The sequence below is a fragment of the Methylosinus sp. genome, from assembly GCF_036560965.1.
GTDB lineage: Bacteria > Pseudomonadota > Alphaproteobacteria > Rhizobiales > Beijerinckiaceae > Methylosinus.
This window is the reverse complement of the sequence record NZ_DATBQF010000015.1, coordinates 21,583-46,378: the sequence shown is the minus strand read 5'-3', so window position 1 is coordinate 46,378 and position 24,796 is coordinate 21,583. Positions and strand designations below refer to the sequence as shown.

The 24,796-nt window shown below is 61.1% G+C and carries 32 protein-coding genes; 31 read left to right on the top strand and 1 reads right to left on the bottom strand.

Going from position 1 to position 24,796, the window contains the following annotated elements; translation table 11 throughout:
- Positions 1-412: 412 nt before the first annotated feature.
- The 14 genes from nifB (at position 413) to VIF40_RS03905 (ending at position 8,414) form a co-directional block, all read left to right on the top strand.
- Positions 413-1,975 (top strand): nitrogenase cofactor biosynthesis protein NifB, encoded by a 1,563-nt coding sequence (gene nifB, locus VIF40_RS03970; RefSeq protein WP_331936221.1) that lies wholly within the window; start codon positions 413-415, stop codon positions 1,973-1,975.
- Between the two features lie 147 nt (positions 1,976-2,122).
- Positions 2,123-2,356, top strand: a complete 234-nt coding sequence (locus tag VIF40_RS03965; RefSeq protein ID WP_331936220.1) for a 4Fe-4S dicluster domain-containing protein — start codon at positions 2,123-2,125, stop codon at positions 2,354-2,356.
- Entirely contained in the window at positions 2,353-2,703 is a 351-nt protein-coding gene (locus VIF40_RS03960) for an iron-sulfur cluster assembly accessory protein (protein WP_331936219.1), read from the top strand. Before VIF40_RS03965 ends, VIF40_RS03960 begins: the two co-directional genes overlap by 4 nt.
- A 17-nt stretch (positions 2,704-2,720) precedes the next feature.
- Positions 2,721-3,263 carry a hypothetical protein gene (locus VIF40_RS03955; protein ID WP_331936218.1) on the top strand — a complete coding sequence of 181 codons (543 nt, stop codon included), beginning with the start codon at positions 2,721-2,723 and terminating at the stop codon, positions 3,261-3,263.
- Complete coding sequence (locus tag VIF40_RS03950; RefSeq protein WP_331936217.1) at positions 3,253-4,062, top strand: 4Fe4S-binding leucine-rich repeat protein; 810 nt, start codon at positions 3,253-3,255, stop codon at positions 4,060-4,062. The genes VIF40_RS03955 and VIF40_RS03950 overlap by 11 nt, the downstream gene beginning before the upstream one ends.
- Entirely contained in the window at positions 4,059-4,355 is a 297-nt protein-coding gene (locus VIF40_RS03945; RefSeq protein ID WP_331936216.1) for a nitrogen fixation protein NifZ, read from the top strand. The genes VIF40_RS03950 and VIF40_RS03945 overlap by 4 nt, the downstream gene beginning before the upstream one ends.
- Positions 4,352-4,579, top strand: a complete 228-nt coding sequence (locus tag VIF40_RS03940; RefSeq protein WP_331936215.1) for a nitrogen fixation protein NifZ — start codon at positions 4,352-4,354, stop codon at positions 4,577-4,579. Before VIF40_RS03945 ends, VIF40_RS03940 begins: the two co-directional genes overlap by 4 nt.
- Before the next feature lie 95 nt (positions 4,580-4,674).
- Positions 4,675-4,887, top strand: a complete 213-nt coding sequence (nifT, locus tag VIF40_RS03935; protein WP_312030585.1) for a putative nitrogen fixation protein NifT — start codon at positions 4,675-4,677, stop codon at positions 4,885-4,887.
- A 3-nt stretch (positions 4,888-4,890) separates the two neighbouring features.
- Entirely contained in the window at positions 4,891-5,154 is a 264-nt protein-coding gene (locus VIF40_RS03930) for a hypothetical protein (protein WP_331936214.1), read from the top strand.
- 6 nt (positions 5,155-5,160) lie between these two features.
- On the top strand, positions 5,161-6,312 hold the full coding sequence (locus tag VIF40_RS03925; RefSeq protein ID WP_331936213.1) for a DegT/DnrJ/EryC1/StrS family aminotransferase: 1,152 nt from the start codon (positions 5,161-5,163) through the stop codon (positions 6,310-6,312).
- 245 nt (positions 6,313-6,557) lie between these two features.
- Positions 6,558-6,863 carry a 2Fe-2S iron-sulfur cluster-binding protein gene (locus VIF40_RS03920; protein ID WP_196408570.1) on the top strand — a complete coding sequence of 102 codons (306 nt, stop codon included), beginning with the start codon at positions 6,558-6,560 and terminating at the stop codon, positions 6,861-6,863.
- 19 nt (positions 6,864-6,882) lie between these two features.
- The gene (locus VIF40_RS03915; protein ID WP_331936212.1) at positions 6,883-7,098 is read left to right on the top strand and encodes a hypothetical protein; all 216 of its coding nucleotides are present in this window, start codon (positions 6,883-6,885) and stop codon (positions 7,096-7,098) included.
- A 79-nt stretch (positions 7,099-7,177) separates the two neighbouring features.
- A complete protein-coding gene (locus tag VIF40_RS03910; RefSeq protein WP_331936211.1) occupies positions 7,178-8,038 on the top strand; it encodes an SIR2 family protein in 861 nt (286 codons plus the stop codon).
- 43 nt (positions 8,039-8,081) lie between these two features.
- Positions 8,082-8,414: a (2Fe-2S) ferredoxin domain-containing protein gene (locus tag VIF40_RS03905; RefSeq protein ID WP_331936229.1), complete on the top strand. Its 333-nt coding sequence runs from the start codon at positions 8,082-8,084 to the stop codon at positions 8,412-8,414.
- A gap of 136 nt (positions 8,415-8,550) precedes the next feature.
- Here the strand turns inward: VIF40_RS03905 and VIF40_RS03900 are convergent, their stop codons facing one another.
- Positions 8,551-8,976, bottom strand: coding sequence for a response regulator (locus VIF40_RS03900; RefSeq protein WP_331936210.1), 426 nt, complete (start codon positions 8,974-8,976; stop codon positions 8,551-8,553).
- A 407-nt stretch (positions 8,977-9,383) separates the two neighbouring features.
- Here VIF40_RS03900 and nifH point away from each other — a divergent pair, with 407 nt between their 5' ends.
- The 17 genes from nifH to VIF40_RS03815 all read left to right on the top strand — a co-directional run bounded on the left by nifH (position 9,384) and on the right by VIF40_RS03815 (position 24,791).
- The gene (gene nifH / locus VIF40_RS03895; RefSeq protein ID WP_331936209.1) at positions 9,384-10,271 is read left to right on the top strand and encodes a nitrogenase iron protein; all 888 of its coding nucleotides are present in this window, start codon (positions 9,384-9,386) and stop codon (positions 10,269-10,271) included.
- Between the two features lie 81 nt (positions 10,272-10,352).
- A complete protein-coding gene (nifD, locus tag VIF40_RS03890; RefSeq protein ID WP_331936208.1) occupies positions 10,353-11,819 on the top strand; it encodes a nitrogenase molybdenum-iron protein alpha chain in 1,467 nt (488 codons plus the stop codon).
- Positions 11,820-11,944: 125 nt separating this feature from the next.
- The gene (nifK, locus tag VIF40_RS03885) at positions 11,945-13,504 is read left to right on the top strand and encodes a nitrogenase molybdenum-iron protein subunit beta (RefSeq protein WP_331936207.1); all 1,560 of its coding nucleotides are present in this window, start codon (positions 11,945-11,947) and stop codon (positions 13,502-13,504) included.
- Positions 13,505-13,634: 130 nt separating this feature from the next.
- The gene (gene nifE, locus VIF40_RS03880) at positions 13,635-15,305 is read left to right on the top strand and encodes a nitrogenase iron-molybdenum cofactor biosynthesis protein NifE (protein ID WP_331936206.1); all 1,671 of its coding nucleotides are present in this window, start codon (positions 13,635-13,637) and stop codon (positions 15,303-15,305) included.
- A gap of 9 nt (positions 15,306-15,314) precedes the next feature.
- Complete coding sequence (gene nifN / locus VIF40_RS03875; RefSeq protein ID WP_331936205.1) at positions 15,315-16,712, top strand: nitrogenase iron-molybdenum cofactor biosynthesis protein NifN; 1,398 nt, start codon at positions 15,315-15,317, stop codon at positions 16,710-16,712.
- Positions 16,713-16,727: 15 nt separating this feature from the next.
- Positions 16,728-17,138 carry a nitrogen fixation protein NifX gene (gene nifX / locus VIF40_RS03870; RefSeq protein WP_331936204.1) on the top strand — a complete coding sequence of 137 codons (411 nt, stop codon included), beginning with the start codon at positions 16,728-16,730 and terminating at the stop codon, positions 17,136-17,138.
- Positions 17,131-17,598 (top strand): NifX-associated nitrogen fixation protein, encoded by a 468-nt coding sequence (locus VIF40_RS03865; protein WP_331936203.1) that lies wholly within the window; start codon positions 17,131-17,133, stop codon positions 17,596-17,598. The genes nifX and VIF40_RS03865 overlap by 8 nt, the downstream gene beginning before the upstream one ends.
- 19 nt (positions 17,599-17,617) lie before the next feature.
- Positions 17,618-17,818, top strand: a complete 201-nt coding sequence (locus tag VIF40_RS03860) for a CCE_0567 family metalloprotein (protein WP_331936202.1) — start codon at positions 17,618-17,620, stop codon at positions 17,816-17,818.
- Positions 17,818-18,138 carry a ferredoxin III, nif-specific gene (gene fdxB, locus VIF40_RS03855; RefSeq protein WP_331936201.1) on the top strand — a complete coding sequence of 107 codons (321 nt, stop codon included), beginning with the start codon at positions 17,818-17,820 and terminating at the stop codon, positions 18,136-18,138. The genes VIF40_RS03860 and fdxB overlap by 1 nt, the downstream gene beginning before the upstream one ends.
- A 4-nt stretch (positions 18,139-18,142) precedes the next feature.
- A complete protein-coding gene (locus VIF40_RS03850) occupies positions 18,143-18,820 on the top strand; it encodes a nitrogen fixation protein NifQ (protein WP_331936200.1) in 678 nt (225 codons plus the stop codon).
- Between the two features lie 223 nt (positions 18,821-19,043).
- Complete coding sequence (locus VIF40_RS03845) at positions 19,044-19,364, top strand: iron-sulfur cluster assembly accessory protein (protein ID WP_331936199.1); 321 nt, start codon at positions 19,044-19,046, stop codon at positions 19,362-19,364.
- Positions 19,365-19,384: 20 nt separating this feature from the next.
- Positions 19,385-20,428: a Fe-S cluster assembly protein NifU gene (gene nifU, locus VIF40_RS03840; protein WP_331936198.1), complete on the top strand. Its 1,044-nt coding sequence runs from the start codon at positions 19,385-19,387 to the stop codon at positions 20,426-20,428.
- Between the two features lie 10 nt (positions 20,429-20,438).
- A complete protein-coding gene (nifS, locus tag VIF40_RS03835) occupies positions 20,439-21,641 on the top strand; it encodes a cysteine desulfurase NifS (protein WP_331936197.1) in 1,203 nt (400 codons plus the stop codon).
- Positions 21,642-21,655: 14 nt separating this feature from the next.
- Positions 21,656-22,828 (top strand): homocitrate synthase, encoded by a 1,173-nt coding sequence (gene nifV, locus VIF40_RS03830; RefSeq protein ID WP_331936196.1) that lies wholly within the window; start codon positions 21,656-21,658, stop codon positions 22,826-22,828.
- A complete protein-coding gene (gene cysE, locus VIF40_RS03825) occupies positions 22,825-23,568 on the top strand; it encodes a serine O-acetyltransferase (protein WP_331936195.1) in 744 nt (247 codons plus the stop codon). Before nifV ends, cysE begins: the two co-directional genes overlap by 4 nt.
- On the top strand, positions 23,565-23,900 hold the full coding sequence (gene nifW, locus VIF40_RS03820) for a nitrogenase stabilizing/protective protein NifW (protein ID WP_331936194.1): 336 nt from the start codon (positions 23,565-23,567) through the stop codon (positions 23,898-23,900). Before cysE ends, nifW begins: the two co-directional genes overlap by 4 nt.
- A gap of 39 nt (positions 23,901-23,939) precedes the next feature.
- Positions 23,940-24,791 (top strand): electron transfer flavoprotein subunit beta/FixA family protein, encoded by an 852-nt coding sequence (locus VIF40_RS03815; RefSeq protein WP_331936193.1) that lies wholly within the window; start codon positions 23,940-23,942, stop codon positions 24,789-24,791.
- The last annotated feature ends 5 nt before the right edge of the window (positions 24,792-24,796 follow it).

Sequence of the window (24,796 nt, the reverse complement as noted above, 5' to 3'; positions counted from 1 at the left end):
CGCCCGCAGGCAATTGTCGCGCCAAGCGGCCGAAAGCGCCCTCGGCGCAGCCGACCGCGTCCGGCGAGGGCGCCCCCGCGGCCGCCGCATCCGAAAGCCCCTCCCGATATCGGCGGGACTCTATGGTTCGAGGGACTCCGGCGGGCAATTTAAGCCCTCGCGACCAAGTGTCGCGTTAGCGACAGCCGAATCCGACACTTTCTGACATGTGTCCGGATTTGGACAGCTTCCAAACAAACGAAACTTATCTCATATTTTCAAGTTGTTAGAAGATTATTCCGGCATGGCATAGTTGTTGCGAACCTCGTGCCCGGACACCGCTTCCGCGACAGCGCCGGTGCAATGGCAGACGGATATGTCGCGACTGCGTTCCGCAAGGGTTTGAAACTCTTCAACTCATGAGGAACCGAACATGGACGACTCAATTTCTCCCGAAAACTTCGAAGTCGACGCGGCTCAGTCGATCGACGCCGTGATGCAGCAAGTGGCCGAGCATAAGGGCTGCGGCACCTCTGGCGGCAGCGGCAAGGCGAGCTGCGGCACGGCGGCCGGCGAAAACGATCTGCCCCAGGAAATCTGGGACAAGGTCAAGAACCATCCTTGCTACAGCGAGGAAGCGCATCACCACTATGCGCGCATGCACGTCGCTGTGGCGCCGGCTTGCAATATTCAGTGCAACTACTGCAATCGCAAATATGATTGCGCCAATGAGTCGCGCCCTGGCGTCGTCTCCGAGAAGCTGACGCCCGAGCAGGCCTCCAAGAAGGTTCTGGCCGTCGCGTCGACGATCCCGCAGATGACCGTTCTGGGCATCGCCGGCCCGGGCGACCCGCTCGCCAATCCGGAGAAGACCTTCAAGACCTTCGAGCTGATCGCCGCGACCGCTCCCGACATCAAGCTCTGCTTGTCGACGAACGGCCTGGCTCTGCCCGAGCACGTCGACACGATCGCCAAATACAATGTCGATCACGTCACGATCACCATCAACATGGTCGATCCGGACGTCGGCGCGCAGATCTATCCCTGGATCTATTGGGAGCATAAGCGCATCTATGGCCGTGAGGCCGCCGAGATCCTGACGCAGCACCAGATGCGTGGTCTCGAGATGCTGACCGAGCGCGGCATTCTGTGCAAGGTCAACTCGGTCATGATCCCGGGCATCAACGACAAGCATCTCGTCGAGGTGAATCGGGCCGTGAAGTCGCGCGGGGCGTTCCTGCACAACATCATGCCGCTCATCTCTTCGCCGGAGCACGGCACTGTGTTCGGCCTCAATGGCCAGCGCGGCCCGACCGCTCAGGAGCTGAAGCATCTGCAAGACAGCTGCGAAGGCGAGATGAACATGATGCGCCATTGCCGCCAGTGCCGCGCCGACGCGGTCGGGCTGCTGGGCGAGGATCGCAGCGCGGAGTTCACGACCGACAAGATCATGGCGATGGAAGTCACCTATGATCTTGAAAGCCGCAAGGCTTATCAGGTCAAGGTCGAGGAAGAGCGCCAGAAGGTCGCTGCGGCCAAGAACGCCGAGCTGGCGACGCTCGCCGGCGAGGACAATGTCGACATCAAGATCCTGATCGCCGTGGCGACCAAGGGCAGCGGTCGCGTCAACGAGCACTTTGGTCACGCCAAGGAGTTCCAGATCTACGAGCTCAGCACCCAAGGCGCGAAGTTCGTCGGTCATCGTCGCGTCGACCTGTATTGCCAGGGCGGCTATGGCGAGGAGGACAGCCTCGACACGATCATCCGCGCGATCAATGATTGCACGGCCGTGTTCGTCGCCAAGATCGGCGGTTGCCCGAAGAACGATCTGGTCAAGGCCGGCATCGATCCGGTCGATGAATTCGCCTTCGAGTTCATCGAGCAGTCGGCGATCACCTACTTCAAGCGCTATCTCGATCGTGTGAAGAGCGGTGAGCTCGAGCACAAGGAGCGCGGCGACGCGACCCTGCGTCAGGGCGCCTTCATCACGGCCTGATACAAAACGACCGGCTTTCGCCGATACCGAAGCACGAGCCGCCTAGCGGCCCGCGCTTCGGTCGAAACCGCGAAATGCATGAAGAATTCGAGCTATCGAGAACCCCTAATCTCGAGCTCGGTGACGGCTCGATGGAGGAGCAAGCGAATGACCTATAAGATCGTTGCTTCGCAATGCACGTCCTGTTCGGCGTGTGAAGCGGAATGCCCCAATGTGGCGATCTCCGAGAAAAACGGAACCTTCGTCATCAATCCGAAGAAGTGCACGGAGTGCCTCGGCTATTTCGATGTGCCCCAGTGCGTCGCGGTCTGCCCTGTCGATGACACCTGCGTCATCGACAACTCTCTTCCGCGTTATCAGGCGGCCGGGGGCGCGGCATGAATATCCAGTTCACTCCCGCCGCGGAGAAATTCATCCGTCGCCTCGTCATGTTCGATGGTGGTCCGGGCTATGGCATGAGCCTCCTCGTGTCTCCGGGCGGCTGCTCGGGCATGAGCGCGGAGTTCTCCGTCCATCCGGCGCCGCGCGAAGGCGAGCAGGCGTTCGACTTCCCCAGCTTCAAGCTGTTTCTGCCCGCGCAGAGCCGCTTGCTGCTCGATGGCGTGACGATCGACTTCAAGGAGACGGCCACCTCCACTGGCTTCGCCTTCATCGATCCGAAAGCGAAGGCCTGCGGTTGCTCGTCGACGCAAAGCGTCGTCGAGTTGCCGGAGATCACCGTGGCGTGAGTGGATAGGAACGCTTCATGTTGAACGGAGATGGCGCTCTACGCAGTGAAGCCTTCGATACGGGAGACGAAATCCTTTCTTCTCCTGTGTTCGGGGCAGGATTGCCGGCGGAAGCCGAGCGCCATCTCCGCGAAGCGGCGTTGACCTATCATCTCGGCGAAGTCGCGGAACAGCATTTGTTCGAGGCTCGACGATTGGCTCCGACCCATGTGGCGGTGCTGATCGGCCTCTACCGTTTCTACTTCTACAAGAACCGACTCGACGAAACGCTCCAGATCGCCAAGACGTGCCTGACCCGCGCGGCGATCGACAATTCCTTGCCGCTCGACTGGCGCGACGTGCGGAAGGGCGACGCCGACTTCGCCAATTACGAAGCGGTGATGGCGCGTTTTTTCATGTTCGTGCTCAAAGGCTACGCTTATCTTCAGCTGCGCCTGGGCGAATATGAGGAAGGGCGCGAGGCGGCGCAGAAGCTGCTGGAGCTCGATCCGACCGACAAAGTCGGCGCGACACTTCTCCTCACCGTTCTGGCAGGAATGGAGGCGGAAGATGTCGACTGACGAGATCGACGAAGCCGTCGATTGGCTCGGGGATCCTGTCGATTGCAACGCATGCGCCCATAAGGAGCTGCTGGGCCAGGGACGCTGCAAGCCGCTCCGAGCCTGCCTGTTCGATCGCTACGCGCGGCGGATCGATCGGTTCTTCGACTGGAATCCAGAAATCGCGCGGCATTATCTCGCGCATCCCTATTTCGAGGTGCGCTCCTGCGCCGCCAAGGCGGCCGAGATATTTCTCCTGCCGGCGATGCTCGACGATCCCGAGGAGGCGGTTCGCTGGAGCGCCGCGCGGCGCCTTCCCGATCGCTATCTTCTCAAGCTCCGCAACGATCCGCATCGCGAGGTGCGCATAAGAGTGGCGCATCGACTCGACGCCGTCGACCTTCTGCCAATGATCGAAGATCGCGATTATTATGTGCGCCAGGTGGTCGCCCGACGCATCTCACCCGATCTTCTCGTTCTCATGATCGACGACGACGACGTCGAAGTTCGGCGCGTGGTCGCAGAACGCATCTCGCCGCAGGCGTTGAAGCGCGTGACGACGGATAGCGACGCGGGCGTCCGCTTCGAGGCCGCGCAACGGCTCGACGCCGTCCAATTGCCGGATCTCATCGCCGATCCGGATTGGCGCGTGCGCTATGAGGTGGCGCGGCGAGCAGCCCTCACCGACATTCGACCGCTGCTCTCGGATGAAGATCCGATCGTGAGGGAAACGGCCGAGGCGCGCCTTGGCAAGACGCCGGACCCATCCGGCAAAAAGGTTTTCGAGCGCAACCACACACACATCGAGGAACGGATATGAGCAATATCAACCGTGACGATGGCTCCGTCGAGCTCAATGACCCGCCGGTCTTCAATTATGGCGAAAAGGTCAAGTCGAAAAAAGTGGTGCGGAACGACGGAACCTTTGCCGGCAAGGACGTCGGCGACGTTCTCGTCAAGAAAGGCGAGATAGGCTACGTCTCGAGCATCGGCACCTTTTTGCAGCAGTTCTACATCTACGGCGTCGAATTCGTCGACACGGGATACAAGGTCGGGATGCGCAAAAAGGAGCTCGAGGCTGTCGAGGCGGTGACGGAAGAGACAGCGCGATGAGTGGCCGATACGATTGGGGAATGAGGGTTCGCGCCACGGTCGATCTGTTCAACGACGGCTCGCATCCGGGGCACCAGCCCGACGCTCTCCTCGTCAAGGCTGGCGATCCGGGCGAGATCGTCCAGATCGGCGAGCATGTCGAGAGCGACACGCCGATCTATATCGTGGAGTTCGGCGAAAAGGTCGTGATCGGCTGCCTGCAGGACGAGATCGAGCCTGTCTGACACAGCGATTTTTCACGCGACTCGCAGTGTGAACATTGCCCTCGCGGTATGAACATTGCTAAAGAACCAGGGTCAATCCAACAGCGAGGCGCAGTGTGAAAGTCATGATCCGCAGAGGCTCCGACGGCATTCTTTCGGCCTATGTGCCGAAGAAGGACCTCGAAGAGCCGATCGTCGAGCAGCAAAGCCCTCAATTGTGGGGCGGCACGGTAACGCTCGCCAATGGTTGGATACTTCAGCTGCCGGAAATGGCGGCGGAGACGTCGCTGCCGATCACGGTCGAAGCGAAAAAAGTGAGTGGAGACTGAAGAATGCCGATCGCGACCGAGCAATTCGAGGCGATCGACGCGACGCTCGCGACGGCGGCCGCCGATCAGGCGGCCGTTTCCGCTCTGAGACATGTCGCTCCCGGCCTCACGGCGATGAGATGCGACAAAGCGGACATCCAGGACGAGACGCCGTTTCGCAGCTATGAAAACTGCGATCTGTTCCTGATCGACGCGCGGGACCATTGCGTCAAGATCACGGCGGATCCGTCTATCGCCACTGGATTGGTGGTTGCCCCGAAAAGGTGAGCGAGCATGAAGACGACCATTCTGCCGTTGAATGATCCGGACCTCGCCCAGAGCGATCTGGACGCGGTCGTCGAGACGATCACTTCGCCGAGGCTCTCTGCTGGACCCAAAGTCGAAGAGTTCGAGGCGGAGTTCGCGCGTTATCTCGGCCGCAAGCATGCGATCGCGGTGTCCAGCGGCACGATCGGTCTGTTGCTCACGTTGCGCTCCTATGGAATCGGTCCGGGCGATGAAGTCGTCGCCTCGGCCCATTCTTTCCGGGAGACCACACACGCGATCGCGCTGACCGGCGCGCGGCCTGTGTTCGCAGACATCGACTATTGGGCGGGGACGCTCGCGCCGGAGAAGGCGGAAGCGGTCATTACCGAGCGGACGAAGGCTATCGTCGCGGCAAACACCAATGGTCATCCGGCGCCCTGGGACGCGTTTCGCCAGCTCGCCGATGCGAAGAAGCTCCCGCTGATCGAAGATTCGACCGAGGCGATCGGCTCGGTCTACAAAGGCAAGCTGGTCGGCTCCTTCGGCGATTGCTCGGTGTTCGACTTCTCGCAGCCGGGCGTCATCGCCTGCGGCGAGGGTGGAATGATCGTCACCGACGACGATGATCGCGCCTCCACGATTCGCAATCTGCGCGGCCGCCGTATCGCGGAGCGCTCTTCCGTCGTGCTCGGCGCCTATCCGCCCATGCAGGCGGCGATGAGCGACATCACAGCGGCGCTCGGGCTCGCGCAGTTTCGGCGTCTGGAGCTGCTGCTCGCGCGACGGACGCGCGTCGAGCGCTGGTTCTACCAATATGTGAAGTCCTTCGAAGGGATCAAAGATCCTTATATCGCGCCGGATGTCGACGAGGTTCATTGGTTCCTCTATGTGGTGCATCTCGGCACGCGCTTCTCGCGCTCCAGCCGTGATCAGATCATCGAGGATCTGCAGACGGAAAACATCGACGGCGCCGCCTATTCGCATCCGTTGCATCTGCAGCGCTACTATTTCGATCTCGGCTATCGTCGCGGCAATTTGTTCGTGACCGAGAAAGTCTCCGACCGTGCGGTAGCGCTGCCGTTCCATGCGCATCTCACCGAAAATCAGATCGCCTTCATCGTCGGCACGATGAAGGACGCCTCGATCAATATCGGAGCCGGCGCAGCCATCTATCTCTGAGAAACGCGCCGGCCCGTCGGCTGGCGCGTCGTCGTCTACGACGTCATTGTCGAAAAACCGACGTGACCGCGTCGTGAGTGGCGCAGAGCGCCGCGGCTCGCGGATGAAAACCCCCAATCCTTGATAATATGCCGGTGTTTTTAGCCTCGGGCGACTGTCCTTGCGCATTCGACGTGAATTTTAGAGTGGTTCGAAACTTGCTGGACGTAGGTCGTGAGAACCTTTGGCAAGGAGGAGTGAACGACATGCCGGTACTGACCATTCTGCCGTCAGGCAAAACCATCGAGGCCGAGCAGGGCAGCAGACTTCTGGACGCAATCCTCGCGGCTGGAGAAAGCATATCCAGCAAATGCGGCGGCGAGGCCAAATGTGGCACCTGCCACCTCTTCGTCCAGGACGGAAGGAAGAGCGTGTCGAAAACGACTCGCGCAGAAAACGAGCGCTTGGATTCGATCGTCGGCGTGGGATCGAAATCGCGCCTCGCTTGCCAAGTCAATTTCGGAACCGAAAACGTGACGGTCGAGCTTCTCGGCTTCGACTCCGGTCGCTGAAAACCGAAGGGGAATCAAAATGAGCGACAAGTCTGTCATCATTCATGTCCGTTTCTTCAATGACGGCACCGTCCTGGAAATCAGCGAGCGTCCCGCGAGCCTGTCCGGCCAGGAGTGGTTCACCAAGCTCACGAACGCCTACGCCATGGACTTCATGGCCCTGTCCGGCGGTCGTGGCGCGTTCAAGCTGACCCCCGAAGAGCTCGCAGTCGCCAAAAGCGCCGCGCTTCAGTGACAAGACGAGCAATCCGGGTTCGACGAGAGGAGACACACAAGTGCTGAGCGCAATCAAAACGGGGTTTGAGCGAGGCCTCGTGATCCCCTATCTCGGACCCGGCGTGCTCACGCTGGCGACAGACGGGAGCCCGATTCCCGCCGCCCCCGAAGAATTGGTCGTGGAGCTGACCAAGTCCGCGACCGTGCCGCACAAGATTCGCAACAATCTGACGGCGGCGGCGCAATACATAGAGAACTTCAAGCACCGCAAGACGATCGCCGCAGCGATGAACAAGACGTTCGAGCAGACGCCCGAACCGAGCGTCCTGCACAAATGGCTCGCCGAACGCGCTGTTCTTCCGCTGGTCGTCAATGCCTGGTACGACGATCTGCCGCAAAAGGCATTGGCGGTCAGAAAGAATTGGGGAATGGTCCAGGGCGTCTCGCAGGCGGAGCATTTCGGATATTGGGTCAATTACTTCCACTCCGACTCCACGCTCGTGCCCAATAAAGAGTTCCTCCGCGACGGCTCCGGCGCGAAAGCCCCCGCCGAGGCGCCGGCGGAGACCTTGCCCTGGGAAACATTGCTCTATCAACCGATCGGCTCGGTCAGGCCGGCGTCGAATTATGTCATTTCGGATTCGGACTATGTCGAAGTGCTGACAGAGATCGACATTCAGACGCCTATTCCCGAGACCGTCCAGTCGGTCCGTAAAGGCCGCAACTTCTTGTTTCTCGGTTGTCGCTTCTCGACTCAGCTCGAGCGTAATTTCGCGCGCCAGATCATGAAGCGTTCGTCCGACCAGCATTGGGCGGTGATCGAAGGCGCGTTGACGAAGAACGAGGTGAAGTTCCTCAAGGAGCAGAAGATCGAGTTGATCGACATGCCGCTCGCCGAGTTCGTCGCCGGCCTCACCGGGCAAGCCGTGGCTGCAGCGACCGCGGAAGCCGCCGCTTGACCGACGCCCCGGCGCTCGGCCCAGATCTATCCAGGAATTGAAAATGCTCGAAGAACTTCCGGTAGTGTTCAAATACCATGTGTTCACCTGCTTTCAGCAGCGGCCGCCCGGACATCCGCGCGGCAGCTGCTCGACCTCCGGCGCAAAGCCGCTGTGGGATCGCTTGCAGGCCAAGCTCGGCGCGCAACCGCTCCCGGACGTCTCGATGACGGCGACCGCTTGCCTCGGCTTCTGCCGCGCTGGCCCGCTGATGGTCGTTTATCCGCAGGGAGTCTGGTATGCTCCGCGCACACCGGAAGACATCGATGAAATCGTGCAATCGCATTTCATCGACGGGAATCCGGTCGAAAGATTGATTATCGTGCCGCAACTCTGACGCTCGTTAGACGGAACCGACATGGCAATGCCCGCGCTCGTCGCGGGCATTGCCGTTTTCACGACGGCGATCGAAATTCGGCGGCCAAAAAAAAGGCCGGAGCCAAGGCTCCGGCCTCATTTCGAGGGTCTTCGATTCAGAGGACGTTCAGCGGTATCGCGACGCCCTGCCGGCGTCCGAGAAGAACGTCGACTTTCTGCCGCACGAATTCGACGGTCAACGGCTTGACGATGTAGCCGTGCGCGCCAGCCGCCTGGCTCTCCTTGCCGAAACCGCTCTGAAGAGAATCGACGATCACCAGCACTTTGACGCCAGTGATCTGCTTCGGAATTTCCGCTAGAATCGCCAGGCCCGCGGCCTTCACGACATTTTCGGACAAAATGAAAAGGTCGGGCTTATATGACGCCGCCTTCTCGATCGCCGCGTCGAGAGCGCCGATCTCATGGGTCTCATATTCGTCGTGCAGCATGAACTGCAGCGCCGCCCGAATGATCTCGTCGTCGTCGACGACGAAAATGCGCTTGTTTTCGACCGCCCTGGATGTTTCGACGCCGATCTGCATCTCGCCTGCTCCGTGTTATCCTGCCCTCTTTCTAAGCAATCGTTATGCCGTGGGAAATGAGACATTGTTCCCTATTCCTGTCCGAACCTTACAATGGTTCCGAACGAGCCTGTCACCTAAATGCCCTTCGTCTGATTCCGCGCATGACTGTCGGCTTTGACACACCTAGCCGAAGCCACTCCTCGCGCCCAGATATCCTATTGATTATAAATGATATAATCTCGCGCAGCCATGCTGGCACGCCGCTTGCGAGACAGGGCCCGCAAGGCGAGTGGCTGCGGATTGGGCGGCCCCGATCACCAAGGGGGCGATCCCGCAACCGGCGCCGGGCTCGGTCGGACGAATCGACTTCGGCCTGCGCGCCGTGCGCGCCGATCGCAATGAAACGGTATCTTAAGGAGACAGAAATGTCAGAACTTCGACAGATCGCGTTCTACGGCAAGGGCGGTATTGGCAAGTCCACCACCTCCCAGAACACTCTCGCGGCTCTCGCTCAGATGGGCCACAAAATCCTGATCGTCGGCTGCGACCCCAAGGCCGACTCGACCCGTCTGATCCTGCACGCCAAGGCTCAGGACACCATTCTGTCCCTGGCCGCCGAGGCCGGTTCGGTCGAGGATCTCGAGCTCGAGGACGTCATGAAGGTCGGCTTCATGGACATCCGTTGCGTCGAGTCCGGTGGTCCGGAGCCGGGAGTCGGCTGCGCGGGCCGTGGCGTCATCACCTCGATCAACTTCCTCGAGGAGCAGGGCGCTTACGACGGCGTCGACTACGTTTCTTATGACGTGCTCGGCGACGTGGTCTGCGGCGGCTTCGCGATGCCGATCCGTGAGAACAAGGCGCAGGAAATCTACATCGTCATGTCTGGCGAGATGATGGCCATGTATGCCGGCAACAACATCTCCAAGGGCATTCTGAAGTATGCCAACTCCGGCGGCGTGCGCCTGGGCGGGCTGGTCTGCAACGAGCGTCAGACCGACAAGGAATACGAGCTGGCCGAGTCGCTGGCGAAGAAGCTCGGCACCCAGCTGATCTACTTCGTGCCGCGCGACAATATCGTCCAGCACGCCGAGCTGCGCCGCATGACGGTCCTCGAGTATGCGCCGGACTCCACGCAGGCCGGCCACTACCGGAGCCTCGCGGTGAAGGTCCATGCCAACAAGGGCAATGGCATCATCCCGACCCCGATCACGATGGACGAGCTCGAGGACCTGCTCATGGAGCATGGCGTCATGAAGGCCGTCGACGAGTCGCAGGTCGGCAAGACTGCGGCCGATCTCGCCGCGATCGCGTAATCCGCCTGAAAGATGAAGGCCCGGCCTCGAACGGGGCCGGGCCGATCTTTCAGATAGGGCAATTTGGAAAGGGATGGCGTCATGAGCCTGGCTCAACCCGAATCGATCGAAGACCTCAAGGCGCGCAATAAAGCGCTGATCAAAGAGGTTCTCGAAGTTTATCCTGAAAAGACCGCCAAGCGCCGCGCGAAGCACCTCGGCACCTTCGAGGATGGCAAGCCGGACTGCGGCGTGAAGTCCAACATCAAGTCGATCCCCGGCGTGATGACGATCCGTGGCTGCGCTTACGCCGGTTCGAAGGGCGTCGTGTGGGGCCCGATCAAGGATATGATCCACATCAGCCATGGCCCGGTGGGCTGCGGTCAGTATTCCTGGGCGTCACGTCGTAACTACTACATCGGCGTGACCGGCATCGACACCTTCGGCACGATGCAGTTCACTTCGGACTTCCAGGAGAAGGACATCGTGTTCGGCGGCGACAAGAAGCTCGCCAAGCTGATCGACGAGATCCAGGTGCTGTTCCCCCTCAACAAGGGAATCTCCGTCCAGTCCGAGTGCCCGATCGGCCTCATCGGCGACGACATCGAGGCTGTCTCCAAGGCGAAAACCAAGGAGTACGGCGGCCACACGATCGTTCCGGTGCGCTGTGAGGGTTTCCGCGGCGTGTCGCAGTCTCTCGGCCATCACTTGGCCAATGACGCGATTCGCGACTGGGTGTTCGACAAGATGGAAGGCAAGCCGGCTCTGTTCGAGTCGACCCCTTACGACGTTGCGATCATCGGCGACTACAACATCGGCGGCGACGCCTGGTCTTCGCGCATTCTGCTCGAGGAGATGGGTCTTCGCGTCGTTGCGCAGTGGTCGGGCGACGGCACGATCGCGGAGCTGGAAGCCACTCCGCGCGCGAAGCTGAACGTCCTGCACTGCTATCGCTCGATGAACTACATCTCCCGTCACATGGAAGAAAAGTACGGGGTTCCGTGGGTCGAGTACAACTTCTTCGGACCGTCCAAGATCGAGGAGTCGCTGCGTAAGATCGCCAGCCACTTCGACGACAAGATCAAGGAAGGCGCCGAGCGCGTCATCGCCAAATATCGTCCGCTGATGGAAGCGGTGATCGCGAAGTACCGTCCCCGCCTCGAAGGCAAGAAGGTCATGCTGTTCGTGGGCGGTCTCCGTCCCCGTCACGTGATCGGCGCCTATGAGGATCTCGGCATGGAGATCGTCGGCACGGGCTACGAGTTCGGCCACAACGACGATTATCAGCGCACGACTCACTATGTGAAAGACGGCACGCTGATCTATGACGACGTGACCGGCTACGAGTTCGAGAAGTTCGTCGAGAAGATCCAGCCGGACCTCGTCGGTTCGGGCATCAAGGAGAAGTACGTCTTCCAGAAGATGGGCGTGCCCTTCCGTCAGATGCACAGCTGGGACTACTCTGGCCCGTATCACGGCTATGACGGCTTCGCGATCTTCGCTCGCGACATGGACATGGCGATCAACTCGCCGGTCTGGAAATTCGCCAAGGCGCCTTGGGCGGCTTGATCGGCTGAGACGCAAACGCTCTCTTCGCGAACGGGGGCTTCCCCCGTTCGCGTTGGAGAGACCGAGGCCGGGTCGCCGCCTCGGTCCGAGAGAGCGGGAACTCGCGGACAACGAGGGGAATCGACATGCCACAGAATGCAGACAACGTCCTCGACCATTTCAATCTATTCCGCCAGCCGGAATATCTGGAGATGTTCGAGAAGAAGAAGAAAGAGTTCGAGAACCATCACCCCGACGCCGAGGTCGAGCGTGTTGTCGAGTGGGCGAAGACGAAGGACTACCAAGAGAAGAACTTCGCTCGCGAAGCTTTGACCGTCAATCCGGCGAAGGCATGCCAGCCGCTCGGCGCGGTTTTCGCTTCGCTCGGATTCGAGAGCACGATCCCGTTCGTGCATGGCTCGCAGGGCTGCGTGGCCTACTATCGTTCGCACTTCTCGCGTCATTTCAAGGAGCCGACGTCTTGCGTCTCCTCCTCGATGACGGAAGACGCTGCGGTGTTCGGCGGCCTCAACAACATGATCGACGGCCTCGCCAACACCTACAATATGTATAAGCCGAAGATGATCTCCGTCTCCACGACCTGCATGGCGGAAGTCATCGGCGACGATCTCAACGCCTTCATCAAGACGTCGAAGGAAAAAGGCTCGGTCCCGGCCGAGTATGACGTTCCCTTCGCGCATACTCCGGCGTTCGTCGGCAGCCATGTCACCGGCTACGACAATGTCATGAAGGGCATCGTCGATCATTTCTGGAACGGCAAGGCTGGCACCGCTCCCAAGCTTGAGCGCGTTCCCAACAACTCGATCAACTTCATCGGCGGTTTCGACGGCTATGTCGTCGGCAATATCCGCGAAGTGAAGCGCATATTCGAGTCGATGGGCGTCGAATATACGATCCTCGGCGATCCGAGCGACGTGTGGGATACGCCGACCGACGGCCAGTTCCGCATGTATGACGGCGGCACCAAGCTCGAAGACGCCGCCAACGCGATCCATGCCAAGGCGACCTTCTCCATGCAGCACTTCTCGACCGAGAAGACGCTGCCGCTGATCGCCGCTAGCGGCCAGGAGACCTACTCCTTCCATCACCCGATCGGCGTCCGCGCGACGGATGAGTTCCTGATGAAGGTTTCGGAAGTCACCGGCAAGCCGATCTCGCCGGAGCTCACCCGTGAGCGCGGCCGTCTGGTCGACGCCCTCGCCGACTCCTCCGCGCATCTTCACGGCAAGCGTTTCGCGATCTATGGCGATCCGGATCTCTGCTACGGCCTCGCTTCCTTCCTGATGGAGCTCGGTGCCGAGCCGATCACCGTGCTTGCCTCCAATGGCGGCAAGCTCTGGGAAGAGAAGATGAAGCAGTTGTTCGCCAGCTCGCCTTTCGGCAAGAACTGCACCGCCTATGCCGGCAAGGATCTCTGGCACATGCGTTCGCTGCTGTTCACGGAGCCGGTCGACTTCCTGATCGGCAACACCTACGGCAAATATCTCGAGCGCGACACCGGCACTCCGCTGATCCGTATCGGCTTCCCGGTCTTCGATCGTCACCATTATCACCGCTATCCGGTGTGGGGCTATCAGGGTGGCCTGAACGTCCTCGTGTGGCTGCTCGACAAGGTCTTCGACGAGATCGACCGGCACACCAACGTCGTCGCGAAGTCGGACTACAGCTTCGACATTATTCGCTGACGTTCACGAACTTCCGCCGGGTCGCGTTTCGGCCCGGCGGAACAACAAGAGCCTGATCCGTCAGGTCGGTCGCCGCGCTGGCGCAATCCGTGCGCCTAGTGGGAGGCGATGGCCGTTGCAGGAGGCGCGGATGAGCACGCTGGCCGCTAAAGTTCAAGAAGTTTTCAACGAGCCCGGTTGCGATAAGAACCAGGGCAAATCCGAAAAAGAGCGAAAAAAGGGCTGCACGAAGCAATTGGCGCCAGGCGCCGCAGCCGGTGGATGCGCCTTCGACGGTGCCAAAATCGCTCTTCAGCCGATCACCGACGTAGCCCATCTCGTCCATGGGCCCATCGCCTGCGAAGGCAATTCATGGGACAATCGCGGGGCCAAGACCTCCGGCTCCAGCCTCTATCGAACTGGCTTCACCACGGATATCGGCGAGACCGACGTCGTCTTCGGCGGTGAGAAGCGCCTCTACAAATCGATCAAAGAAATCATCGATAAATACGATCCGCCGGCGATCTTCGTCTATCAGACCTGCGTCCCCGCCATGATCGGCGATGATATCGACGCGGTCTGCAAAGCGGCTGCGAAGAAATTCAACAAGCCGGTTATTCCGGTGAACTCGCCCGGCTTCGTCGGGCCGAAAAATCTCGGCAACAAGCTCGCTGGCGAGGCGATCCTCGAGCATGTGATCGGCACGCAGGAGCCGGAATACACGACACCCTACGACATCAACATCATCGGCGAATATAATCTCGCGGGTGAGTTGTGGCAGGTGAAGCCGATCCTCGACGAGCTCGGCATCCGAATTCTCTCCTGCATTTCCGGCGACGGAAAATATCAGGAAGTGGCCTCCTCGCATCGCGCCAAGGCGGCGATGATGGTCTGCTCCAAAGCGATGATCAACGTCGCTCGCAAGATGGAGGAGCGCTACGATATTCCCTTCTTCGAAGGATCTTTCTACGGCATCGGCGACATGAGCGACTCGCTGCGCGAGATCGCGCGGCTGTTGGTCGAGAAGGGCGCTCCCGCCGAGCTGAAGGATCGCACTGACGCAGTCATCGAGCGCGAGGAGGCGCGAGCATGGGCGCGCATCGCTCCCTATAAGGAGCGGCTGCAAGGCAAGAAGGTGCTGCTCATCACGGGCGGCGTGAAATCCTGGTCCGTCGTCGCCGCGCTGCAGGAAGCAGGGATGGAGCTCGTCGGCACCAGCGTCAAGAAGTCCACCAAGGAGGACAAAGAGCGCATCAAGGAGCTGATGGGACAAGACGCCCATATGATTGACGATATGACCCCGCGCGAAATGTATAAAATGCTCAAAGACGCGCAGGCGGATATCATGTTGTCGGGCGGCCGCTCTCAGTTCATCGCGCTCAAGGCGAAAATGCCCTGGCTCGACATCAACCAGGAGCGACACCACGCCTATGCCGGCTATGAGGGCATGGTCGAGCTGGTGCACGAGATCGACAAGGCGTTTTTCAATCCGGTCTGGGAGCAAGTGCGACGTCCGCCGCCGTGGCAGGAAAAGACATGGGAAGATCGCGCCAATGAGGCGATTGCCGCGGAAGCGGCGGAGCTCGCGGCCGATCCGGCCAAGGCAGAGCAAGTGCGTCGCGAAAAGCGCGTTTGCAAATGTCACAATGTGAACGTCGGCGCGCTCGAAGACGCGATCGTGGCTGGTTCGTTGACGACAGTCGAAGCGCTCGCCGAGGCGACACATGCGAGCACGGGCTGCGGCGGATGCCGCGACACGCTCGAGCAGATGATCGAGGCGGTCAACGCCGGTGGCGCGATTCCTGCTTCGAAAGCGGCGTGAGGCGCTCCGATGGCTAAAGTCGAATCTTCCAAAAAGGCCTGTGCGGTCAATCCATTGAAGATGAGCCAGCCAATCGGCGGCGCGCTCGCTTTCATGGGTGTTCATGGATGCATGCCGCTGCTGCATGGATCACAGGGCTGCACCTCGTTTGGCCTCGTGCTATTCGTTCGGCATTTTCGTGAAGCCATTCCGCTTCAGACCACGGCGATGAGCGAAGTCGCGACGGTTCTGGGCGGATTGGAGAATGTCGAAGAAGCGATCGTCAATATCGCCAAACGCGCAAAGCCCGACGTCATCGGAATATGCTCGACGGGTGTGACGGAGACCAAGGGAGACGATGTCGACGGCTACATCAAGCTCGTTCGGCAGAGGCACCCCGAGCTCGATCACATGGGCATCGTCTATATTTCGACGCCGGATTTCAAAGACGCGTTTCAGGATGGTTGGGCGAAGACGGTCGCCAAGCTGATCGAGACGTTCGTTCCCACCAATGATAAGCCGGTGCAAAGAGCGCCGCAGCGCGTCAATGTTCTTCCCGGGTGCCATTTGACGCCCGGCGATATCGACGAGTTGCGCGACATTATCGAGAGCTTCGGGCTGGAGCCGACGTTTCTACCCGATCTCTCCGGCTCGCTGGATGGTCACCTGCCCGAAGATTTCACGCCGACGACTCTCGGTGGAACCACGCGTGCGGCAATGGCGGAGATGGGTTCCGCCGCTTGGACGATTGCGGTCGGCGAGCAAATGCGTCTCGCTGCGACGACCTTGGAGCGTCGCGCCGGCGTTCCGTTCGTGCTTTTCGATCGTTTGACCGGCCTCGCGCCGAATGACGAGCTGATCGGCTTCTTGTCGCGCATCAGCGGGCGGCCTGTGCCGTTGAAGTTCAAACGGCAGAGAGGTCAGCTGGTCGACGCGATGCTCGACGGTCATTTCCATTTCGGTGGGCGGAAAGTGACCATCGGCGCAGAGCCCGACCTGCTATTCGCGATCGGCTCCTGGCTGACGGAAATGGGAGCGCAGCTTCAGGCGGCGATCACGACGACCCATTCGCCAGTCCTGGAAAAGCTCGCGATCGACGAGGTGCTCATCGGCGACCTCGAGGATCTCGAGAACCGCTCCAAAGGGGCGGATCTCATGATGACGCATTCGCATGGTCGCCAAGCGTCCGAACGTATCGGCGTTCCGCTGTTTCGACTGGGGCTTCCGACGTTCGATCGGCTCGGCGCCGGTCATGAGCTCACTGTGGGCTACCGAGGCACTCGGACGCTCATCTTCACCATCGGCAATATGTTCATCTCACAGGCGCATGAGCCCGGTCCGGACACATGGCGTCGAGAGGACGAGAATGTCACGCATTTCGGGGGCGAGCAAACTCCGGAGCTCGTCCAACTGACCGCGATGGCTTGACCACGAGGAGGCAGCATGAAAGTCGCATTCGCCACGCAAGACCTCGAACGGGTCGACGCCCATTTTGGTTGGGCGAAGAATATCGCGATCTATGAGCTCACCGCGGAAGGATACAGCTTTATCGAAGCGATCCAATTCCAAGGCGATCTTCAGGAGGACGGCAACGAGGATAAGCTGCAGCCCAAGCTCGAAGCGATCAAGGACTGCGCAATTCTCTATATAGCGGCGATCGGCGGCTCTGGCGCCGCGCGCGTGGTCGCTTCGGGCATTCATCCGATGAAGGTGACGCAGCCGGAGAACATCACGGATCTCTTGGAAAAGCTCAAGGTGGTCCTGCAAGGCGCGCCGCCGCCGTGGTTGCGCAAGGTCATGACGAAGGGCCAGGAAAGATCCTTCGATTTCGAGGAAGAGGCTGCAAATGGTTGAGACCGAGACGATTGCCGCGAATGATGCGGAGAACAGCTTGTTCGTCAAGGAGCTTATCAAGCAGTGGCGCGCGCAGGACACGCACGGCACCTGGGAGAACAAGAAGGACCTCGATCTCATCAAGCCCTACATCGTCGACAAGGAGGCGCGCAAGCAGCTGCCGCTCATCGGCGATCCGGATCCGGAGATCCTTTGGCGTGTCGAGCTTTTCTATAACGCTGTCGCGCTGTCGATCGAGCGCGCGACCGGTGTGATGGTTCAGCCGATGATCAAAATGAGCCACGAGGGCTTCGGTCGTCAGGTGCTCATCGCTGGCCGTCTGATCGTCGTCAACAAGCAATTGCGTGATGTGCATCGCTTCGGCTTCGACACGCTCGACAAGCTCGCGGAGGAAGGCACGAAGCTCGTGAACTCCGGCGTCGAAATGGTCGAGAAGTTCCCGGACGTCGCGCGCTATTGATATCGAAGGAGAGGCAAGGATGAGCTCCGTCGACGAGCTGAAGTCCGAGATCAAGAAGCTCTCGGCCAAGGCGACGAATATGAAAATGAATCTGCACGACCTGTCGGAAGAATTGCCGATCAACTGGGGCACGATTCTCACCGTCGCGCAGGAAGCCTATGAGGCGTATGCGGCTCTCGAAGCCGCGCGCCAGAAACTCAAGGAATTGGAGACGGCGTGATGGGGGCGTTCAAGACGAGAGGCGGCGCGGATTGGACGCCGTCTTATTTGACCGACATCAATCCGGCGACATGCATCGGCTGCGGGCGCTGCTTCAAAGTGTGCCCGCAGGACGTCATGGCGCTTTATGGCGTCGACGCCGAGGGCACGATCCTCGGCATCGTCACGGATGACGATGACGACGACGATTTCGACGGCGAGCTCAATCGCAAGATCATGAAGGTCGAGCGCGAGCAGGATTGTATCGGCTGCTCGGCGTGCTCGAAGGTCTGTCCGAAGGACTGCCAGACGCACGTTCCTGTCGATCAACTGGGCGGCTGAGCCGATGGCCTTTCTCTCCGAAGATCGCCGATCGGAGAGCGGGCTCCTTCCGCCGAGCCTCGACCCGACGGACATCTACGTGCGCTTGCGGTCGCGTCCGAGCGATTCCGGACGCGACGACCCCTTCACGGCCCATGTCTTCTGCTGTGTTCTCGCGCTCGCCTTGAGCGAAGCCGCAGGACGCTCGGGGGCGCTCGGCCATTCGCTCGCGCTCGGACGAGTGGATCTCGTTGGGCTGATCGATCGCTGGGCGCCGGAAGCGCATGCGCTGATCGACGTCTCCGCGGAGCCAGACTCGGTCGCGCTGGATGACGAGGAAGATCAGATTCGCCAATTATTGGAGCGGTTCCGAGGCGACGCCTCGGAAGAGGCCGGCTGGTTGGCGTCGATATTGACCAAGCGCTCGATGTCGCCTCGACATTTGTGGCAGGATCTCGGCTTGGCTAAGCGTGAGGAACTCGGACGTTTGATGAGAGAGCGCTTTCCCGGCCTCGCCGAGCGCAACGTCAACCATATGAAATGGAAGAAGTTTTTTTACCGGTCTCTTTGCGAGATGGAAGGCTTTGTCCTTTGCGCCTCGCCGACCTGCCGCGAGTGCAGCGATTTCCACGATTGTTTCGGCGACGAGAGCGGCGAGAGCGCGCTGGCGCGGCTTTCCCACGGCAAGCCCTCGGATTCCTGATCCGTCTCGAGATTTCATCCCATTTCGGAGGTGGGCGGCCCGGAATTTCGGGCCGTTTTCTGCGCGATTCGAAGGGGAATCGCCATCCCTGTCCGATCTCCGACATTGTGGGAATGCGGACAGCCGGAACCCCTGCGAATCGACTGAATCACGATGGCAAATCGATCTGGCATAACGGTTGCTTCCTTCACCTCGGGTAGTTTTCCGGGAAGAGGTTAAGCAAATGATCGAACTCACAGACAATGCCGTGAACGCAGTGCGTTCGGCAATTTCGGGCGCCGGGCAGGAAGTCGAGGGGCTCCGCATCATGGTCGAGGCCGGCGGCTGCGCGGGCTTCCAGTACACCATGGGCCTCGTCAATGAGAGCAATCCGGCCGATCATGTCTTCGAGCGCGACGGCGTGAAGGTTTTCGTGGAAGAGGGCTCTCTCGCCTATCTCGACGGCACGCGCGTCGATTTCGTCAGCGGGCTCGAAGGCGCTGGCTTCACTTTCGACAATCCCCAGGCCAAATCGAGCTGTTCCTGCGGCAAGTCGTTCGGTTGATCGTCTTCGGGAGAGCGGCGATGTGGGAATATTCCGACACGGTCAAGGAGCATTTCTTCAATCCGAAGAACGCGGGCGCTCTCGTTGGCGCCAATGCGGTCGGCGAGGTCGGGGCCTTGTCGTGTGGAGACGCGCTCAAGCTGATGCTGCACATCGATCCGGTCACCGAGATCGTTCTCGAAGCCAAGTTTCAGACTTTCGGTTGCGGCTCGGCGATCGCCTCCTCCTCGGCCCTCACCGAGCTCGTCATCGGCAAGACGCTCGAGCAGGCGAGCGCCATCACCAATCGCGACATCGCCGATTATCTCGGCGGCCTGCCGCCCGAGAAGAAGCATTGCGCGGTAATGGGCCATGAGGCGCTACAGGCGGCGATCGCGAATTTTCGCGGCGAGGTCTGGCGGTCGTCGCATGAGGAGAGCGCGCTCGTCTGCAAATGCCATGGGGTCGACGCCGCGGTGATCGAGCGCGCGATAAGAGACAATGGGTTGTCGACGGTGGAGCAGGTCGCGGTCTTCACCAAGGCGGGTTCCGGCTGCACGACCTGCTACGAGCAGGTCGAAGATATATTGTTTCGCGTCGCATCCGATATCGCCGCGACGGCCGCGCTCGCCGCTCGATCTTCAGAGAGCGCGGGCTCCGATGAGGCGGCCGCGGTCCAACATGCGCCCGCGGCGCCCCGTCCGGGCTCGGTCAACCTCTTCCGCTCGGCGACGCGTCCCGTCAGCGCGGCCGCGCCTCGTCCTGCCGCTCCTGTGAAGCCCGGCGCCGAGACGTCGCCGTTGACGCCCACGTCTCCTCTGTCGGAATCCTCGGGCGGAATGACGAATTTGAAGAAGATTCGTCTGATCGAGGAGACGATCGAAGACCTTCGCGTCTATCTGCGCAAGGACGGCGGCGATTGCGAGCTGATCGACGTGGATGGCTCGAATGTGCTCGTCAGCCTGACCGGGGCCTGCGTCGGCTGTCAAATGGCGAGCGTCACTGTCTCGGGAATACAAGAGCGGCTCATCGCGAAGCTGGGCGTGCCCATGCGCGTGATACCGGTCGGGCGGAACGCTCATTGAGGAGTTCGTCATGAAGGCGATTTATCTCGACAACAATGCGACGACCAGAGTCGATCCGTCAGTGGTGGACGCGATGCTCCCCTTCTTCACGGAGCATTTCGGCAACGCCTCTTCGGCTCACTCCTTCGGGGCCGAGGTCGGGACCGCGGTGAAGGCGGCGCGCCAGCAGCTTCAGCAGCTGCTGGGCGCAACGCATGATCACGAAATCATCTACACCTCGGGCGGCACAGAGAGCGACAACGCTGCGATCCTGTCGGCGCTAGAGGCTTTGCCGGATCGCAACGAGATCGTCATTTCCAAGGTCGAGCATCCCGCGATTCTGTCGCTTTGCGAGCACCTCGAGAAGACCGGGCGCGCCAAGGTTCATTTGATCGGCGTCGACAAGGTCGGCCAGCTGGACATCGACGCCTATCGCGCGGCTTTGTCGGACAAGGTGGCCGTCGTGTCGCTGATGTGGGCCAACAATGAAACCGGGACGATCTTTCCCGTCGAGGGCCTTGCCGAGCTGGCCAAGGAGCATGGCGCGCTGTTCCACACCGATGCGGTGCAGGCCGTCGGCAAGACGCCGATTTCTCTGAAGGACAGCGCGATCGACATGCTGTCGTTGTCGGGGCACAAGCTGCATGGGCCGAAGGGGATCGGCGCGTTGTATGTGAAGAAAGGCGCTCGCTTCAAGCCGCTGATCCGCGGCGGCCATCAAGAGCGGGCCCGCCGCGGCGGAACCGAGAATGTGCCGGCGATCATCGGCCTCGGTAAGGCCGCCGAGCTGGCGCATGCGCATATGGCGGAAGAGCAGGGCCGCGTGCGGGAGCTGCGGGATCGGCTCGAGAAAGCGGTTCTGCAGCGTGTGCCCAATTGCATCGTGAACGGCGATCGTCACGATCGTCTGCCGAACACCGCCAATCTCGCGTTCGAATATGTCGAGAGCGAAGCGATCCTGCTGCATCTCAATCGCAGCGGCGTCGCTGCGTCCTCGGGCTCGGCCTGCACATCGGGATCGATGGAGCCGAGCCATGTGCTGAAAGCCATGGAGATTCCGGAGGCGGCGTTGCACGGCGCCGTGCGTTTCTCCTTCTCGCGCGACAATGTCGCTGAGGATGTGGATCGCGTCATCGAGGCGCTGCCCGGCATTGTCGAGAAGCTTCGCGAAATGTCTCCCTTCTGGGCCGACGCCGAGAAGAAGACCAACGACACCAAGCCCGTTTTTGCGTGACAGGCGCGAATCCCGTGAACAGCGACCAACCCCGCATCTTCATCAACGACACGACGCTTCGCGATGGCGAGCAGGCGCCGGGCGTGGCGTTCACCGCCGCGGAAAAGCTAGCGATCGCGCGCGCTCTCGCGGCCATCGGCGTCGATGAGATCGAGGCGGGCACGCCGGCGATGGGTCGCGACGAGATAGAGGCGATCGGCGCCATTGCGACGGACGGCTTGCCGTGCCGGGTCATGGCGTGGTGCCGTCTGAGCGAAAGCGACGTCGACGCCGCGCTCGCCGCCAATGTCACGCATGTGAATGTTTCATCCCCGATGTCTCGGCTGCAGATCGGCGTGAAGCTCTCGACGGATGTCGACGGCGCCGCGGCGCGTGTCGAGCGCGTCGTCGGCTACGCGCGATCGAAAGGGCTGAGCGTCGCTCTGGGCGGCGAGGATTCGTCACGCGCCGATCCGCGCGACATAGGGCGGATCGTCCGCGCGGCCGCGGCGGCGGGGGCGACGCGTTTTCGCTTCGCGGATACGCTCGGGACGCTCGATCCTTTCGCGACCTATGAATCGATCCGTCGAGTGCGCGAGGAGACCGATCTGCCGATCGAGTTCCACGGCCATGACGATGTCGGTCTCGCCACCGCCAACACGCTCGCGGCTGTGCGCGGCGGCGCGACGCACGCATCCGTCACGATGCTCGGTCTCGGCGAGCGCGCCGGCAACGCCGCGCTGGAGGAGGTCGCCTTAGCGCTCGGCCATGTCGCGCACGGCCGCACCAACATCGATCTCAAGCGCCTGCAGGGCGTCGCCCGTCTGGTCGCCGCGGCTGCGCGCCGAAAGATCGGACGCGCCAAGGCGGTGGTCGGCGCCGATATATTCACGCATGAATCGGGCATTCATGTCGCCGCGCTGATGAAGGATGTGCGCACCTATCAGGGTCTCGACCCGGCGCGGCTCGGACGGCGGCATCGCATCATCATCGCCAAGCATTCGGGGCTGAGCGCGATCCAGAAGAAATGCGCCGAAATCGGCGTCGATCTCGATCGCGATACGGCGGCGCGGCTTCTGGATCACGTCAAGCGGCGTGCTCTGGACCAAAAAGGGCCCGTCAATCGCGGCGAGTTCATTCGCCTCGTGGATCGCGCGCAAGCGGAAGCGGCCATCGCGGCGCAGCATGATGTCGGAGGCGTGTCATGAGCCCCATTTCTATCGTCGCCGAGCCTCGCGTGGCTGCGAGCAAAGGACTTTTCGCGCTGATCCGCGAGGATGTCGGCTGTGTCGCGCAGCGCGATCCGGCGGCGCGCAGCACTTGGGAAGTGGTTCTGCTCTATCCCGGCGTGCATGCGCTGATATGGCATCGCATCGCGAATCGTCTTTGGCGGGGCGGCCATAAATTCACCGCGCGCGCGCTGTCATGGTTCGCGCGCCTCGTCACCAATATCGACATCCATCCCGGTGCGACGATCGGCGGTCGCTTCTTCATCGATCACGGCGCCGGCGTCGTCATCGGGGAGACGGCGACGATCGGCGACGACGTCACAATGTATCACGGCGTCACGCTCGGCGGCACATCCTGGTCGGTCGGCAGGCGTCACCCGACTGTCGGGGACGGCGTGCTGATCGGCGCCGGCGCGAAGATACTGGGGCCGATCAGCGTCGGTCCGCGCGCGCGCATCGGCGCCAATTCCGTGGTGATCGAGGACGTGCCTCCGGAGATGACGGTTGTCGGCATTCCGGGTCGTGTGGTGCGAGAGCAGCGTCGACGTTCGGGCCCCGACGGGCGCATCGATCTCGAGCATCATCTCATTCCCGATCCGGTCGGAGACGCGATTTCCGTGCTCATCGACCGCATCGATTTTCTCGAAGCGCGGCTCGTGCATCTTCAGGCGCGGGTCAGCGAAGGCTCCCACCGGCAATCCGGAGACAACAAGCCATGAGCATTTTGGACGATCTGCGCAAATTGTCGGCGGCCGAGGAATTCTTCGACCTGCTCGGCGTCGAATACGACCCCAACATCGTGCGACATTCGCGTTTGCATATTCTGCGACGCATGGGCGAGTATCTTCACAAGGCGGCGCCCGAGGGCGCATCCGACGACGAGGTGCGTGACGCCTGCCGTGATTTCCTGGCGAAGGCCTATCAGGATTTCACAAAATCGTCGCCGATCGAAGAACGGCTTTTCAAAGTGCATAAGGACGCGGTAAAGCCGAAGGAGGAGCCGAAGAAGCCCTTCGTGCCGCTCAGCACGGTCACGACGTCGAACGGCTGACGATCGATCAATGGTCGGGATGGCGAGAGGGAGAAACTCATGAAGATACTGGTCTGCATCAAGCAAGTTCCCGACAGCGCCCAGATCCGCGTGCATCCTGTCACCAACACGATCATGCGCCAGGGCGTGCCGACGATCATCAATCCTTATGATCTCTTCTCGCTGGAAGAGGCGCTGAAGCTGCGCGACAAATTCGGCGGCGAGGTGACGGTGTTGACCATGGGCCCGCCGATGGCGGCGGATTCGCTGCGCAGAGCGCTGGCGATCGGCGCCGATCGCGCGGTTCTGCTCACCGACCGTTTCTTCGCCGGCGCCGACACTCTGGCGACGACCTACGCGCTCGCTCAGGCGATCCGCAAGATCGAGAAGACCTGGGGCGATCTCGATCTCGTCTTCACCGGCAAGCAGACGATCGACGGCGACACGGCGCAGGTCGGCCCGGGTGTGGCGAAACGTCTCAACCTTCTGCTGTTGACCTATGTCTCTAAAATCGTCGAAGCCGATGCGGAAAAGCGCGAGGTCGTGATCGAGCGCCGCGCCGAGGGCGGCACGCAGGTTTTGAAGACCAGAATGCCTTGCCTCATCGCCATGCTCGAGGGCACCAACGAGGTGCGCCGCGGCTCGATCTCCGACTCTCTGCGCGCCGCTCGCGCCGAGATCATCACTTGGAGCGCCAAGGATGCGGAGATCGAAGACCTTACGAAATGCGGATTGAAGGGTTCGCCGACGATCGTCAAAAAAGTGTTCGCTCCGCCGGTGCGGACCGATCGCGCCGCCTTCGTGGAGCCGGAAAAGAACGCCGGCGAATCCGCCGACGCGCTGCTCGAGGCGATCTTCAAGCGTCACCCGGCGCTCGAGGAAGACATGACGAAATTGGCCAGTGGGTTCTAAAGGAG

What these genes read in the sequence shown, in the direction of transcription:
- VIF40_RS03940 (WP_331936215.1), top strand. Translation starts at nt 4,352, where the DNA reads ATGAGTGGCCGATACGATTGGGGAATGAGGGTTCGCGCCACGGTCGAT.
- nifD (WP_331936208.1), top strand. Translation starts at nt 10,353, where the DNA reads ATGAGCCTGGCTCAACCCGAATCGATCGAAGACCTCAAGGCGCGCAAT.
- nifX (WP_331936204.1), top strand. Translation starts at nt 16,728, where the DNA reads ATGAAAGTCGCATTCGCCACGCAAGACCTCGAACGGGTCGACGCCCAT.
- nifB (WP_331936221.1), top strand. Translation starts at nt 413, where the DNA reads ATGGACGACTCAATTTCTCCCGAAAACTTCGAAGTCGACGCGGCTCAG.
- nifE (WP_331936206.1), top strand. Translation starts at nt 13,635, where the DNA reads ATGAGCACGCTGGCCGCTAAAGTTCAAGAAGTTTTCAACGAGCCCGGT.
- VIF40_RS03920 (WP_196408570.1), top strand. Translation starts at nt 6,558, where the DNA reads ATGCCGGTACTGACCATTCTGCCGTCAGGCAAAACCATCGAGGCCGAG.
- nifH (WP_331936209.1), top strand. Translation starts at nt 9,384, where the DNA reads ATGTCAGAACTTCGACAGATCGCGTTCTACGGCAAGGGCGGTATTGGC.
- VIF40_RS03845 (WP_331936199.1), top strand. Translation starts at nt 19,044, where the DNA reads ATGATCGAACTCACAGACAATGCCGTGAACGCAGTGCGTTCGGCAATT.
- VIF40_RS03950 (WP_331936217.1), top strand. Translation starts at nt 3,253, where the DNA reads ATGTCGACTGACGAGATCGACGAAGCCGTCGATTGGCTCGGGGATCCT.
- nifN (WP_331936205.1), top strand. Translation starts at nt 15,315, where the DNA reads ATGGCTAAAGTCGAATCTTCCAAAAAGGCCTGTGCGGTCAATCCATTG.
- VIF40_RS03945 (WP_331936216.1), top strand. Translation starts at nt 4,059, where the DNA reads ATGAGCAATATCAACCGTGACGATGGCTCCGTCGAGCTCAATGACCCG.
- VIF40_RS03915 (WP_331936212.1), top strand. Translation starts at nt 6,883, where the DNA reads ATGAGCGACAAGTCTGTCATCATTCATGTCCGTTTCTTCAATGACGGC.
- VIF40_RS03925 (WP_331936213.1), top strand. Translation starts at nt 5,161, where the DNA reads ATGAAGACGACCATTCTGCCGTTGAATGATCCGGACCTCGCCCAGAGC.
- VIF40_RS03965 (WP_331936220.1), top strand. Translation starts at nt 2,123, where the DNA reads ATGACCTATAAGATCGTTGCTTCGCAATGCACGTCCTGTTCGGCGTGT.
- VIF40_RS03865 (WP_331936203.1), top strand. Translation starts at nt 17,131, where the DNA reads ATGGTTGAGACCGAGACGATTGCCGCGAATGATGCGGAGAACAGCTTG.
- VIF40_RS03930 (WP_331936214.1), top strand. Translation starts at nt 4,891, where the DNA reads ATGCCGATCGCGACCGAGCAATTCGAGGCGATCGACGCGACGCTCGCG.
- nifK (WP_331936207.1), top strand. Translation starts at nt 11,945, where the DNA reads ATGCCACAGAATGCAGACAACGTCCTCGACCATTTCAATCTATTCCGC.
- VIF40_RS03960 (WP_331936219.1), top strand. Translation starts at nt 2,353, where the DNA reads ATGAATATCCAGTTCACTCCCGCCGCGGAGAAATTCATCCGTCGCCTC.
- VIF40_RS03850 (WP_331936200.1), top strand. Translation starts at nt 18,143, where the DNA reads ATGGCCTTTCTCTCCGAAGATCGCCGATCGGAGAGCGGGCTCCTTCCG.
- VIF40_RS03905 (WP_331936229.1), top strand. Translation starts at nt 8,082, where the DNA reads ATGCTCGAAGAACTTCCGGTAGTGTTCAAATACCATGTGTTCACCTGC.
- VIF40_RS03815 (WP_331936193.1), top strand. Translation starts at nt 23,940, where the DNA reads ATGAAGATACTGGTCTGCATCAAGCAAGTTCCCGACAGCGCCCAGATC.
- cysE (WP_331936195.1), top strand. Translation starts at nt 22,825, where the DNA reads ATGAGCCCCATTTCTATCGTCGCCGAGCCTCGCGTGGCTGCGAGCAAA.
- nifS (WP_331936197.1), top strand. Translation starts at nt 20,439, where the DNA reads ATGAAGGCGATTTATCTCGACAACAATGCGACGACCAGAGTCGATCCG.
- nifW (WP_331936194.1), top strand. Translation starts at nt 23,565, where the DNA reads ATGAGCATTTTGGACGATCTGCGCAAATTGTCGGCGGCCGAGGAATTC.
- VIF40_RS03955 (WP_331936218.1), top strand. Translation starts at nt 2,721, where the DNA reads ATGTTGAACGGAGATGGCGCTCTACGCAGTGAAGCCTTCGATACGGGA.
- VIF40_RS03900 (WP_331936210.1), bottom strand. Translation starts at nt 8,976, where the DNA reads ATGCAGATCGGCGTCGAAACATCCAGGGCGGTCGAAAACAAGCGCATT.
- VIF40_RS03860 (WP_331936202.1), top strand. Translation starts at nt 17,618, where the DNA reads ATGAGCTCCGTCGACGAGCTGAAGTCCGAGATCAAGAAGCTCTCGGCC.
- nifU (WP_331936198.1), top strand. Translation starts at nt 19,385, where the DNA reads ATGTGGGAATATTCCGACACGGTCAAGGAGCATTTCTTCAATCCGAAG.
- fdxB (WP_331936201.1), top strand. Translation starts at nt 17,818, where the DNA reads ATGGGGGCGTTCAAGACGAGAGGCGGCGCGGATTGGACGCCGTCTTAT.